The 13662-nt window shown below is 36.2% G+C and carries 12 protein-coding genes and 2 other annotated features; all 12 genes read right to left on the reverse strand.

The features are described from left to right. Positions 1 to 28 precede the first annotated feature (28 nt). The 12 genes from cls to HFC68_RS05290 all read right to left on the reverse strand — a co-directional run bounded on the left by cls (position 29) and on the right by HFC68_RS05290 (position 13589). The gene (cls, locus tag HFC68_RS05235; protein ID WP_011673591.1) at positions 29 to 1456 is read right to left on the reverse strand and encodes a cardiolipin synthase; all 1428 of its coding nucleotides are present in this window, start codon (positions 1454 to 1456) and stop codon (positions 29 to 31) included. 80 nt (positions 1457 to 1536) lie between these two features. Then, positions 1537 to 2358, reverse strand: a complete 822-nt coding sequence (locus HFC68_RS05240; RefSeq protein WP_011673592.1) for an amino acid ABC transporter substrate-binding protein — start codon at positions 2356 to 2358, stop codon at positions 1537 to 1539. Beyond that, positions 2359 to 2994 carry an amino acid ABC transporter ATP-binding protein gene (locus tag HFC68_RS05245; protein WP_002833718.1) on the reverse strand — a complete coding sequence of 212 codons (636 nt, stop codon included), beginning with the start codon at positions 2992 to 2994 and terminating at the stop codon, positions 2359 to 2361. 14 nt (positions 2995 to 3008) lie between these two features. Beyond that, positions 3009 to 3659 carry an amino acid ABC transporter permease gene (locus HFC68_RS05250; RefSeq protein WP_002833717.1) on the reverse strand — a complete coding sequence of 217 codons (651 nt, stop codon included), beginning with the start codon at positions 3657 to 3659 and terminating at the stop codon, positions 3009 to 3011. A gap of 183 nt (positions 3660 to 3842) precedes the next feature. Next, positions 3843 to 4073 (reverse strand) — a binding site (T-box leader). Between the two features lie 42 nt (positions 4074 to 4115). Then, positions 4116 to 4661: a rod shape-determining protein MreD gene (mreD, locus tag HFC68_RS05255; RefSeq protein WP_002833716.1), complete on the reverse strand. Its 546-nt coding sequence runs from the start codon at positions 4659 to 4661 to the stop codon at positions 4116 to 4118. A 9-nt stretch (positions 4662 to 4670) separates the two neighbouring features. Continuing rightward, entirely contained in the window at positions 4671 to 5516 is an 846-nt protein-coding gene (gene mreC / locus HFC68_RS05260; RefSeq protein WP_002833715.1) for a rod shape-determining protein MreC, read from the reverse strand. 98 nt (positions 5517 to 5614) lie between these two features. Beyond that, a complete protein-coding gene (locus HFC68_RS05265; RefSeq protein ID WP_011673593.1) occupies positions 5615 to 6274 on the reverse strand; it encodes a RadC family protein in 660 nt (219 codons plus the stop codon). A 42-nt stretch (positions 6275 to 6316) separates the two neighbouring features. Beyond that, positions 6317 to 7591, reverse strand: coding sequence for a folylpolyglutamate synthase/dihydrofolate synthase family protein (locus tag HFC68_RS05270; RefSeq protein ID WP_011673594.1), 1275 nt, complete (start codon positions 7589 to 7591; stop codon positions 6317 to 6319). 83 nt (positions 7592 to 7674) lie between these two features. Then, the gene (locus HFC68_RS05275; protein WP_011673595.1) at positions 7675 to 10341 is read right to left on the reverse strand and encodes a valine--tRNA ligase; all 2667 of its coding nucleotides are present in this window, start codon (positions 10339 to 10341) and stop codon (positions 7675 to 7677) included. Positions 10342 to 10386: 45 nt separating this feature from the next. Then, positions 10387 to 10598 (reverse strand) — a binding site (T-box leader). Between the two features lie 42 nt (positions 10599 to 10640). Beyond that, a complete protein-coding gene (gene tpx / locus HFC68_RS05280) occupies positions 10641 to 11132 on the reverse strand; it encodes a thiol peroxidase (protein ID WP_002833710.1) in 492 nt (163 codons plus the stop codon). Between the two features lie 76 nt (positions 11133 to 11208). Beyond that, positions 11209 to 12426 carry a tRNA uracil 4-sulfurtransferase ThiI gene (thiI, locus tag HFC68_RS05285; RefSeq protein WP_011673596.1) on the reverse strand — a complete coding sequence of 406 codons (1218 nt, stop codon included), beginning with the start codon at positions 12424 to 12426 and terminating at the stop codon, positions 11209 to 11211. Positions 12427 to 12434: 8 nt separating this feature from the next. Further along, positions 12435 to 13589: a cysteine desulfurase family protein gene (locus HFC68_RS05290; RefSeq protein ID WP_002833708.1), complete on the reverse strand. Its 1155-nt coding sequence runs from the start codon at positions 13587 to 13589 to the stop codon at positions 12435 to 12437. Between the last annotated feature and the right edge of the window lie 73 nt (positions 13590 to 13662).

Consider the following 13662-nt stretch of genomic DNA (forward strand, 5'->3'; position numbering starts at 1 on the left):
CGAAATTTCGCACACTTTTCAATGTTAATTAAAGAATTGGTGAAATCAAACGACTAGCCAATTGACGGAATTTTTTCCACGAAGATTGTTGCTTGAAATATTCTTCATCCAATTCACGCGCATCCTTTAAATCATTTTTAATTGTAGCGATTATTTGTTCAGCCACTTTAGGATCATACATAAATGCATTTGCTTCAAAATTTAATTTAAAAGAACGAATATCCCAATTTGCTGAACCTACACTTGTAATCATATTATCGACCACAATCGTCTTAGCATGCATGAACCCATTTTGATATGAATAGATACGCGCGCCAGCTTTTAACAATTGTTGTACATAATACTCTGTAGCCCGGTAGACGAAGGGATGATCAGGCATTTGTGGAATTACAATCCGCACTTCGATGCCTGAACGAATAGCGATTAACAAAGCTTCCATTAAGGCATCATCAGGGATAAAGTATGGCGTTTCAATCCAAATGGAATGTTTAGCCCCCATAATCATTTTAATATAACCCTGTTTGATTTTTTGAACATCATTCTCAGGTCCACTACTAACAATCTGCATTGGAATATTATTTTGAACGTTACTTTGTGGAAAATAATCTAAGCTAAATTGAACTTTTTGACGCTTAGCAGATGCATTCCAATCCATGAAAAAACGACTTTGCAATTGCAATACCACGGAACCCTCTAACCTTAAGTGCGTATCACGCCAGTTTCCAAAGCGCTTATTACGTCCTAAATATTGGTCACCAATGTTAAAACCACCAATGTATCCAACCGATCCATCAATCACCACAATTTTTCGATGATTTCGAAAATTAATTCTAAAACTATAATAGCCTAGTTTAGATTTCATAAATGGCGTGACTTCGCCACCAGCCTGAATTAATTCTTTAAAAAATTTTTGCTTGGATCCTTTTGATCCAAATAAATCGTACAACACCCTTACTTGGACACCTTCACGCGCTTTTTGAACCAAAATTTTACGTAATTTTTTGCCTAACTGATCATCATAGATTGTAAAATATTCGATATTGATATGATGTTTAGCCTTTTTTAAATCTTCAAACAAGCTGTTAAATTTTTCATGACCATCTGTAAAAATCTTTAAATCATTTTTAGTCGTTAAAATTGCATTATCCGTGTTTAAAAACATCTGAACCAAGTCATTTTCAAGATTGGTATCCAGGGTCGGTTTGTTTTTAGGATTACGCTTTTGATATTCAGCCATATCGCTAATTCCGAGTCTTTTTTGAGCTTTCAAATCAAATATTTGCCTTTGATTTAACTTCCAGCCAAAAAATAGATAAATTATAAACCCAATTCCAGGAAGCAATAGCATTACAAATAACCAAGCCCATGCTGCAGAAATATCTCGCTTTTCCATTAATGCGATCGTTAACGCGATGATAATATTGATTAGATAAAAAACAATCTCAATAAGAACCAAAATGATCTTCCTCCGCCATTCTTTTCTCCAGTGTATCAAAAAGACCGAAAATAACTAAATTTTCGGTCTTAAGGTTCAGATTATTTTCCAAACCACTTTTGATTGATACGTTTTAATTCTCCATCGGCCCTTAATTGATTAATTCCCTGATCAATTTTTTGTTTAACTTCAGTGTTGCCTTTTTTAATTCCAACTGCAAATTGTTCACTGGGCATATTACTCTTTATAATCCGATAATCACTTGAATTCGACATATGCTTAATATAGTAATTAGCATACACACTATCAATTAGTAACCCTTGGATACGGTTAGCATTCAAATCAATAAACGCGTTATTGAAACTATCATACAAAATAGGGTCGTGGTTTTTAATCCGATTCTTTAAAATTTGGGGATGGTCATCAATATCTTGTGCCCCCGATGACCCACTTTGTGCACCAACACTTTTATTTTTCAGATCTGCTAACTTGGTAATCCCGCTACTTTTCTTTACTACTATAATTTGTTGATTAGTTAGATAAGGCTCACTTAGCGTCAACGCTTTTTGACGTTCATCAGTGATTGTTAATCCATTCCAAATCAAATCAATCGTTTGATTGCGCAATTCAGTTACGTTCATTGACCAATCAATTGTTTGAAAATCAACTTTAATTCCATATTGTCTAAAAACTGCTCTAGCTAAATCAATATCGTATCCAGCAAGCTGCCCATTTTTTTCTCGAAATCCCATTGGTACAAAACTATCATCTAAGCCAATTACGACTTTTTTATTTTTTTGAATAGTTTCCCAACTACTAGGTTCGGCCCTCGTGGTTTTCTTTGAATTGCCACAACCTCCTAGAACTGGAATAATTAATAGTCCCAAAGCCATCACAAGAAATAATTTCAATTCTTTTTTCATTTAATCCACCGGCTTCACTGTTAAAGTATCATCAGCAACTTTATCTGCAAATTCAATATCATGCGTAATAATTACTTGTGTAATACCATTTTCCTTCAAGTCTAAGATTAATTTACTAACTTCATTTCGAAGTTCAGGATCTAACGCTGAAGTTGGTTCATCGTAGCAAAGAATACTAGGGTTCATCGCTAACGCTCTTGCAATCGCTACTCGCTGTTTTTGCCCACCGGATAGTTGATATGGATATTGTTCTACAAATTTAGTTAAATCAAGGCGTTCAATAATGTTTTGCACGCGTTCTTTAGCTTCCGTTTCTTTTTGATGTAAAACATTGATTGGAGCCAGCGTGATGTTATCGATTACTGATAAGTTAGGAAATAATTGAAAATCTTGAAAAACAACTCCGATTACACTTTCATTGTCTCGACTTTCATATGGATCAAACGGTTGCCCATCTAAAAGAAATTCACCTGAATCAATTTTTTCTAACCCGCTAATACAACGTAAAAGGGTTGTTTTACCCGCTCCTGAAGGACCAACAATAGTTAATATTTTCCCATCTTGAATTTTTAAGTTCAAATTATTGATAATAGTTTTACCGTTGAAACTTTTAACAACATTTTTAAGCTCTAACATAACCTAATCCCTCCCTATTTAAAGTATGAATAGTGTTTTTCGACTTTACGTAACAGGAATGTACATATCCCTGTCAATATTAGGTACATAATACCGACTAAGATAAATGGAACCAAAGTCACATCACGAGCCGCTGCTACATTTCCTGCACGTAGTAAGTCACCAATTCCAATCACATAAACTAATGACGAATCTTTAACAAGGTTGATAACTTCATTTCCGATTGATGGGAGAACAATTTTAGCGACCTGAGGCAAAATTACTTTCTTAGTTGTTTGCCAATAGGTCATCTGAAGTACCCGTCCCGCCTCATATTGACCTTTATCAACGGATTGTAATCCTCCCCGAAAAATTTCTGCAAAATAGGCTGCATAGTTTAGGATAAAAGCTAGTAAAGCAGCTTCGTAGCGTGGAAATACAATTCCCACAGTTGGTAATCCGTAAAAAATAAAAATTAATTGCAAAAGTAATGGAGTACCACGCATTAACCACACATACGCACTTATAATTGCTTGGAATGGTTTAAATTTTGATACTAACCCCAACGCTAGAAAAACACCTAGAATTAATGACCCCACAATTGTCCAACAGAAAACCTGTAATGTCATTGATGCCCCACTTAACAAAGATGGTATGATTTCTGAAATATAATTAATGTTAAACATCGCTATTCCCCTTTTCAATAAATAAAAAATCCTCTTAGGCGTTAAAAAGCCTAAGAGGACGAGTTAATCGTGGTTCCACCCCTGATTCGTTATTTACTCACATAAATAACCTCAGAAAGTTAGTTAACCTTCTTTAGTAGCACACCACCCAGTCCATAAAAAAATCCTCTTAGGCCAAAAGCCTAAGAGGACGAGTTCAATCGCGGTTCCACCTCAAGTTTGTTAATTGCTCACGCAACCAACCTCAGAAAGTTAATTAACTTAAATGATAACGGAATTACCGGATAACTCTAATTAATTGTTCAAGTTATCAACTTACAGATGTGTTTCATTTATGGTCTTGACCATGCTTCCACTGTCCACGGCTCGCTTAACGAAGATTACATAAACTACTTTTCTGATCATTGCTAAAGTATACAAATAATATCAATTATATTTAAAACTTTCAAGTCCTTATTACATAAAACTTCTTGAATTGGTTCCCCGTGTTCTTCTAAATACGGTTTTAATTGGGTAATATAGAATTACAAAAATTGATAAATTGAGAATAATGGTTGGTAAAAACGAATATCCGATGAAAAATGTGGTAGTCACATTCGCCATCTTAATCATTTGAAAAACGATGAAAAATAAGATGTTATACATCGCCATCGCAAACATATCCATCCCCAACACTATCAAGAATGTTGTTTTAACAAAAGGTCGAATTCCACGAATAAACATCACTACGATTGGAATAATAAAAGTATCCACGCCAAAAACTCCAGTATAATACCAATCAAATATAATCCCAATAACAAATGACCACAATGTGAAATTAATTTGAGATTCTCCTTCAAAAAAGATCGCCATTACAAACCACATCAACGTTAGATTACAAATCATCGAATATGGATATTGAAATAAAGTTGACGAAAAAATTTGATTTAATGAACCATCTAGAAAAAAAGCAATCAATAAAACGATAGGAAAAATATATTTTAATTTTGCAGATTGTAACATGCTTTCACCCTAATCTAACTTAGCAATATAAACGTTGTTAACATTGCTTAATTTAGCTGCTGGTTCGATTCGAATTTCGCTAGCTAACCCATAATCATCTTTTGAAATTTTAGCAACTTTTCCGACATACAGTCCTTTTGGAGTAACTCCTCCAAGACCTGATGTTGTTACCGGAGTTCCAACTTTAACCGTCTTTTTATCCGTAATTTGTCCCATAATAATCTGGTTAGTCTTTTTATCGTAGCCAGTAATAATACCGTTAATATATTCTCCATCAGTTGCTTGAACCTGAATAGCAAAGCGATTAGCGGATTCATTATTATCACTAATCAATTCAACTTTACTTACCGTATAATCAGCTTCTACTACCCGACCAACTAATCCGTTACCGGCTAAGACGGGTTGATTTTTCTTTATCCCATTAGCCGTTCCTTTGTTTACCGTAATTAAATCTTGCCATGAACTTGGTGAACGGGTTAAAACGGTTGCTGCTGTTAGTGAATAGTCCGACATGGTTTCTTTTAGGCCAACTAATTTCTTTAATTCTTTGTTCTCAGCCTTTAAGCTTTTATTTTCGGCGTTGATTGAATCATTTTTTTCAATCCCTTTTCTCAAACGTGCGTTTTCTTCGTAGGTCGAAACAAAGTTGTTAATATCAGTGGTCATTGTTTGTACACCATGAATCGGCAATGCAATCACACGACTAACTGTACCAAAAACGTCGTTACCGACTTTTTGAATAACAGGCGTCTTATCTTTCTTTTTCAATGTAAGTGAACCTGCAATTAAACCTACCGCGATAATTGCACAAATCACTGTTATAACTAATTTTCGATTAGAAAAAAACTTATGCATGAGCCCTGAACCCCTTAACTTATCTCATTAAAATGACTTCATAAATTATAACATATAAAGATTATAAACTAGGCAATAACCTAAATGTTTATCAATCATTAAATAAATCTTTTTTCTGCTGCACTCCAGTAACTTTGATCTCCTACAATTAAGTGATCAATTAGGCGAATACCCATTAAATCGCCGACTTTTTTCATTTTCTTGGTGAAGGCTAAATCATTGGTTGAAGGCTCTATATTACCGCTTGGATGATTGTGGATTAAAACAAAACTATTTGCACTAACCCGCAATACTTCCACCATAATTTCTCGAGGATGAACTTCTGCCGAGTTAAGGCCACCCTTAAAAACAACAATTTCGCGTTTAATTTGATTTTTAGTATCCAAACATAATACCAACAGGTGTTCTTGCGGTTCCTTTTGAAATCTTGAAACCATCATTTGTCCCAACTGAGCGCTTCCTAGTACCTTTCCCAGTAAATGGATTGGTTGTTTTTGAATTCGACGTCCCAATTCAATACCCGCCTCCAAAGCTACAGTAGCATCTGGAATATTTTTAAAAATTTTTCTTTTTTCATTTTGACTTAGTAAGCCGTAACCAGCTATGTCTCCAATTGTATCCCAAAAATGATTAGTTAGCTGGTTAATTTTTTGACTTTGTCCAAAACTATCCAAAAAAGCTCGAACAAGTTCTTCGTTACTTAAATTTTCAGCACCGACTTTTTTTAATTTTGCTTTCGCTTCATCTTGAATTTCCATATACATCACCTCTAATAAATACATACGGAAATTCAGCCGGCTTTATTTAATTAGCTGCGGGCGTACCTCAGAAATAAAATACAAGGATCCGGTAATAATAATTACGTCGCTAGGTTTAGCCTGACGCAGAATTTCTTTTAAAGCCAACTGCCAATTCGCTTGATAATTAATATCTTTTCGAATCGGATCGTGCAGTTCTGACCAGTCTACAGCAGCACGCTTGATTGGCCCATTAAATCTAGTTAACGTTAACTCTACTTGTTTTAAATCAACTAACTCGGTCAACATTGCCTCAAATCTTTTGTCATCTAAAATAGCTGCTAAAATAAAAACTTTTTGTTCTGGCCAATACGCTTGAATCGATTTTTTTAATGCTTGGATTCCTGGTAAATTATGGGCCCCATCTAAAATAATTTTAGGCCGTTTTTGAATAATTTCCATTCGGCCAGCCCATTGAGTATGTTGGACTGCTTGTCGTAATTGATCATAGTTAATCTTCCAATTTAATTGACGACTAACTACTAACATAGTTTCTAGAGCAACTGCTAAATTATTTACTTGATATAAACCCAGTAAGCCACTGTGGATATGTTCGATTTGAGCGAACGTATTGCTGAAAAAATTTTCCTTGGAATCAATTTTAAAATCACGTTTCAAAATTTTTAGCGGTGCATGTAACTTTTTAGCTTCCTCTTCAATCACTCGTAGCGCAGCCTGATCTTCAGTTCCAGTGATTACTGGAACATTAGTTTTAATAATGCCTGCTTTTTGAAAAGCAATTTTAGGTAATGTATCACCCAGAATTTGCATATGATCCCAACCAATATTCGTTATTACACTAGCAATCGGGGTGAAGACATTTGTAGAATCATACCTTCCTCCAATACCTACTTCAATCAAAACTATATCCACGGGGTGTTTTTTAAAATACAAAAACATCATGGCTGTGACAATTTCGAATTCTAATGGTCCACCTAAGGGAGTTTGATCTAACTCGTCTACGATTGGTTTGATTTCTTCCACTAACGTTAGAATCTCATCGTCACGGATAGGGATTCCATTTACTGCAATCCGCTCATTGAAGCGTTCTAAATAAGGCGAAGTAAATGTCCCTACTCGTTGTCCAGTAGTCTCCATCATTTTGGCCAAAAAAGCAATGGTCGAACCTTTACCATTGGTCCCTGCAACATGAATTCCTTGAATTGCATCTTGTGGATTCCCTAACTGATCTAGAAAGGCAGTCATTCTTTTTACGGTCGGCTCTTTTCGTAACCGCGGCCGCCCGTGTATAAATTTCAAAGCCGTTTTATAATCCATCACTGAGCCCCCTTCTAGCAAAAAAGAACCGCATCAAAAATCACTTTTTGTTTGCAGTTCTTTAATGTTAATTTAAACGTTAGCTACTTGCTTTCAGATTTAATATCTGCAAGACGACGTTTAGTTGCTTCTAATTTACCTTCGTAATCCGTTTGTTTTGCACGTTCAGCTGCAACAACTTCTTCAGGAGCATTGCTTACAAAACGTTCATTTTGTAATTTTTTAACCACACGGTTTACTTCTTGCTCGTACTTAGCTTCTTCTTTTTCCAGACGCGCAATTTCATCTTCCAAGTTTACTAATTCAGCTAGTGGAATGTAAATTTCTCCGTCCGTAATTACCGCTGACATTGAAAGTTTTGGTGCCTCTACATCTGCCCCTAATTCAAAATTAGCTGGATGACAGAAACGATCAATATAATCGCGATTTTCATTAAAGAGTTGCATTAGTTTTGTACTATCAGTCTTAATCAAAAGATCAACCGGACTAGACATTGGGGCCCCAGCTTCTGAACGAATGTTACGAACCGCCTTAATCAATCCAATTAAGTGATCCATTCCCGCTTCAGCATCTTGATTTTCTAGTTCAGCATGTACAACCGGATATTCTGCATTCACTAATGATTGACCATCATGTGGCATGGAGAGCCAAATTTTTTCAGTAACAAATGGCATCACTGGGTGCAACAAACGAAGTGTTTGATCAAGAACGTATGCCAATACATTTTGAGTATTAACCTTAGCTTGTTCATCTTCACCGTTCAAAATTTCTTTACTCATTTCGATATACCAGTCACAGAAATCATCCCAAATAAAGGTGTACATTGCCCGACCAGCTTCACCAAAATCATAAACGTCAAAGAAGTGCGTAACTTGTTCAACCGTTTTATTCAAACGACTCAAAATCCATTTATCAGCTAATGTTAATTGGCTTAATTCTGGAAGTTTTGGCTGTTCAACTTGATCCAAATTCATAATTACATAACGGCTAGCATTCCAAATCTTATTGATAAAGTTCCATGCCGAATCCATCTTATCGTAACTAAAGCGTAAATCTTGTCCAGCAGTTGAACCATTGGATAAGAACCAACGAAGCGCATCGGCACCATACTTATCAATTACGTCCATTGGATCAATCCCATTACCCAAGGATTTACTCATCTTGCGTCCTTGCTCGTCACGAATTAAACCGTGAAGTAACACATCTTTAAACGGACGTTTGCCAGTGAATTCTAGACTTTGGAAAATCATTCTAGCAACCCAGAAGAAGATAATGTCATATCCAGTAACTAATGTACTAGTTGGGAAATAACGTTTAAAATCTGCTGAATTCTCATCAGGCCAACCCATTGTTGTAAATGGCCATAAAGCACTTGAGAACCAAGTATCCAAAACATCGGGGTCTTGTTCCCAATTTTCAACATCTTGAGGTGCTTCTTCGCCCACGTAAACTTCTCCAGTTTGCTTGTTATACCAAGCAGGGATTTGATGTCCCCACCACAATTGACGTGAAATAACCCAATCATGAGCATTCTCCATCCATTGGTTAAAGGTATGTTCAAAACGTTCAGGAATAAAGTTAACCTTATCGTCTGTTTTTTGGTTATCCAGCGCCATTTGGGCTAACTTATCCATCTTAACAAACCACTGGGTAGATAATCGAGATTCGACTTGCACACCCGTCCGTTCAGAATGGCCCACACTATGAACAATTGGATCAATCTTAATCATGTAATCTTGTTCTTCAAGATCTTTAACCATGGCTTTCCGAGCTTCAAAGCGATCCATACCTTCGTACTTACCAGCATTTTCATTCATTGAAGCATCTTCATTCATCGTATTGATGCGCTTCAAATCATGACGATTACCGACTTGGAAATCATTAGGGTCATGAGCTGGTGTAATTTTTACCATCCCTGTCCCAAATTCTGGGTCAACATATTGGTCAGCAATGATTGGCAAATGACGTCCTTGGAGCGGAAGAATGACTTCCTTACCAACGATATCTTTATAACGTTCATCACTAGGGTGTACAGCAATAGCAACATCCCCAAACATAGTTTCCGGACGAGTAGTTGCAATTTCGATATAGTTTTTACCGTTAAATTCAAACCCTTCATCTGCAAAGAAGTACTTAACATGATAAAAAGCACCTTGGTCATCTTGATGTTCCACTTCAATATCGGATAAGGCAGTACGAGCTTGTGGATCCCAGTTGATAATGTATTCACCACGATAAATTAAGCCTTTTTCATAAAGGGTCACAAAGACTTTCTTGACAGCTTTAGAAAGACCTTCATCTAAAGTAAAACGTTCACGGTCATAATCAAGAGAAAGACCCATCTTAGCCCACTGTTGATGAATTGTATCAGCATATTCATCTTTCCATTCCCAAACTTGGTCAACGAACTTTTCACGGCCTAAGTCATAACGGGAAACACCTTGCTCTCGTAGCTTGGCTTCTACTTTAGCTTGAGTAGCAATTCCAGCATGATCCATTCCAGGAATCCAAACAGTATCATATCCTAGCATTCGTTTTTGGCGGATCAACATATCTTGTAGTGTCGTATCCCAGGCATGTCCCAAATGTAATTTTCCAGTTACATTGGGAGGCGGAATAACGATTGAATAAGGCTTAGCCTTTTGATCTCCATTAGGTTTAAATTGTCCTTGTTCGACCCATTTTTGGTAGCGTCCATGTTCAACGCTTTGGGGGTCGTACTTTGTCGACATATCTACGTCTTTAGTCATTAAAATCCCACTTTCCTTTCCAAATAAAAAGCACCCCGTCCTAACTCATAGGACGAAGATGCTTCGCGGTACCACCTAAATTGGGCGTATTATGCCCCTCTTTAACATTGATAACGAACAATTTGTTCGATTTTCTAGAATTAAATCTAGAAAATTGGCTCATAAGCAACCCGAACTCCAACTTTTTAAGACTCTCAGCAAAAATGTCTATTCTCTGAAAAAAGTTTTGCAGCTCTCCTCTTAGTCATAACCTTCAGAATAAATAATAAAGAATAATTGTCCGTTCGTCAATTATGTTTTTACATTTTATTGATAAAATCAAGTGCAGCTTGATAGTCAGGTTCGTCATGAATTTCTGGTACAATTTCACGATAAATAATTTTGCCATCAGCATCAACAATGAAGATACTACGAGCTAGATAACCAGCATTCGGAATATATAGATTCATCTCATAACCAAATGATAGCTCATGATCTGACAATACTTCCATGTTCTTAACGCCTTCATTTGCGCACCAAGCTACTTGGTCTTTAGGCATATTGTTAGAAATGGTTACAAATCGAATATCTGAGTATTGGTCAGTTTCTTGGTTAAATTTTTTAGTTTGCATGCTGCAAACCGGCGTATTTAAATCTGGAACAACACTAATTAAAAGTGGTTTACCCAGTAAATCGCGTGTCTTAACTTTTTCACCGTCGCCAGTAAAAACTTTAAATTTGGGTAATTGTTCTCCAATCATTGGAGGATTTCCAACGAGTTCAACTTTTTCTCCACCGCGTAATACTTCCATAATTGTACGCTCCTTTATTTAAATTACGTTAACCTTATCTCAAACACTCACTGATTTCAATCAATATACAAATCCTTTACAATAATTCAGCAAAAACTTCTTCATTTTGATTCATAAAGTTTTCTTCAGCACGAATGTTAGTAATTTTTACGCCTGCTAAAGAACGTTCCAATAATCCTTCAACGTCAATTCTCTTCTCAAAGTAACGCGTCTTTTCGAGATCTGGATGTGTTTTAGGTGATGGTGGAGCAAAAATCGTACAACAATCTTCGAATGGCATAATTGATAAGTCATAAGTGTCGATATCCTTAGCTATGTCAATAATTTCATTTTTATCCATTGAAACTACCGGACGAATAATCGGCATAGTAGTTACGTCATTAATAGCTAACATGCTTTCCATTGTTTGCGAAGCTACTTGTCCTAGAGATTCTCCATTAAAGATTGCTAGTCCACCACGTTGTTTAGCTAGGGCAACTACTAGGCGCAACATCATTCGACGTTGAATCGTCATCAAATACCCCTCTGGACATTTTTCTTTAATAGTTTCTTGAATTTCTGTAAATGGAACTTGGATAAATTGAACACTTCCAGAATATGCAGCTAATTTTCCACTTAATTCCTTAGCCTTAGCTAGAGCTTGTTCGCTAGTATATGGCGGACTGAAAAAATGCACCATTTCCATCTCTACGCCACGTTTCATCCCCAAATAACCTGCCACAGGAGAATCAATTCCACCAGAAAGCATCATCATTCCCTTACCAGCAGTTCCAACCGGTAAGCCACCTGCCCCATTAATTACTTCACTAGTTAAGAAAATTCCATTAGATCGAATTTCAACACGTAAGGTAATGTCTGGATTTTTCATTTTTACATCATTATCTGGGAAGTTATCTAGTATAAATCCACCAAGTTCCCGATTCATGGTATCTGTATTAATAGCAAATTCTTTATCAGAACGACGTGTATTAATTTTAAAGGTCATTCCCGGCTTTAATTGCTCCTTCATCATTTCTAGAGCACCAGCTTGGACAGCTTCCATTGTTTTCTCAACTTTTAACATTGGCGAAAAATTTTGAATCCCAAAAACTTTTTTAAGTCTGTTAATGACTGCATCACTGTCTGTACCATTTAAGGTTACATGTGTACGATCACGATTAGGATGAATTTCAACGTCTTCAAAGTCCTTAAGACTTTTACGTATATTTCCTCCCAAACGAGCAATAAAATCTTTGCGGTTTTTACCTTTAGTTGATAGTTCACCGTAGCGAACCATTATTTCCGTATATTTCATATAAACTCCTAGCTATTTTTATTTATTTTTGAAAAGTCTTGATATAATTGGTCAAAAATTCGATTAAATTCATCAGCTTCTTCCAAAGAATTAGCACTATCTAAGCTAACTCGGACGGCACTCGTTGAAATGGTTGAGTCAATCTTCATTGCCGTTAAAGTACTTGAAGCTTGCTGTTTTTTAGAAGAACAAGCACTAGTGGTCGAAATGTAAATTCCATGTGATTCAAACGCATGAACAATCGTTTCTCCACGCACCCCTTTAATTGCAAAACACAAAATATGCGGAGCAAAGTTAGCTTGAATTTTAGAAAAAGCAACCACTTTTTCAAACTTAGTTACGTGATTATAAATTTTCTCTTTAATTGATTCTTGTAAAGCTACCTTTTGATCTTCGCCATCAAGTAGTAAACGCAGTGCCTTAGCCATCCCAGCAATCGCAGGTAAGTTCTCCGTTCCACTCCGTAAATTCTTTTCCTGTCCACCACCAGTTAACAATGGTGCAATTCGCCTACCTTCGCGCGCATAAATAAAACCCACCCCTCGAGGAGCATGAAATTTATGGCCAGAGAAGGTTACAAAATCAACACGATCATTCATGATTGCAGCTTGAATCCCTTTACCAATTCCTTGAACAGCATCGATATGAAAATGTACTTTTGGATAGTCCTTTAAAACTTCTGCTGCTTTTAAAAGTGGTTGAATTGTTCCAATTTCATTATTAATTGCCATAATCGAAACCAGAATCGTATCCGGGCGAATGGCATCTTTTAAATCTTGAATGTTAATTCGACCCTCATCATCAACGGGAAGATAGGTAATATCAAATCCTAATTGTGCTAACTGTTCCATAGAATTTTTTACGGCAGGATGTTCGACAGCCGTCGTAATTAGATGCTTTCCATACATCCGTTTTTCCATCGCTGTCCCTTTAATTACCCAGTTGTCGCCTTCCGTTCCACCACTTGTAAAAAATATTTCGTGAGGTTTAACATTTAACAAACTAGCAATTTGTTTTCTAGACTGCTCCAATAAATTGAACGACATTTCGCCCATATCATGCAAACTAGAAGGGTTACCCCAAATCTTATTACTGACCTTTTGGTAGGTCTCTAAAACGTTCTTATCAACTTTAGTTGTTGCACTATTATCAAAATAAATCATTTACTCATTTCTCCATTATATATTTCCGTAAACCCTAATAATTATAACAGAAAAATATACTTACAAAATTAAA

This window comes from Pediococcus sp. EKM201D, from assembly GCF_011800215.1.
In the GTDB taxonomy this organism is placed as follows: domain Bacteria; phylum Bacillota; class Bacilli; order Lactobacillales; family Lactobacillaceae; genus Pediococcus; species Pediococcus pentosaceus.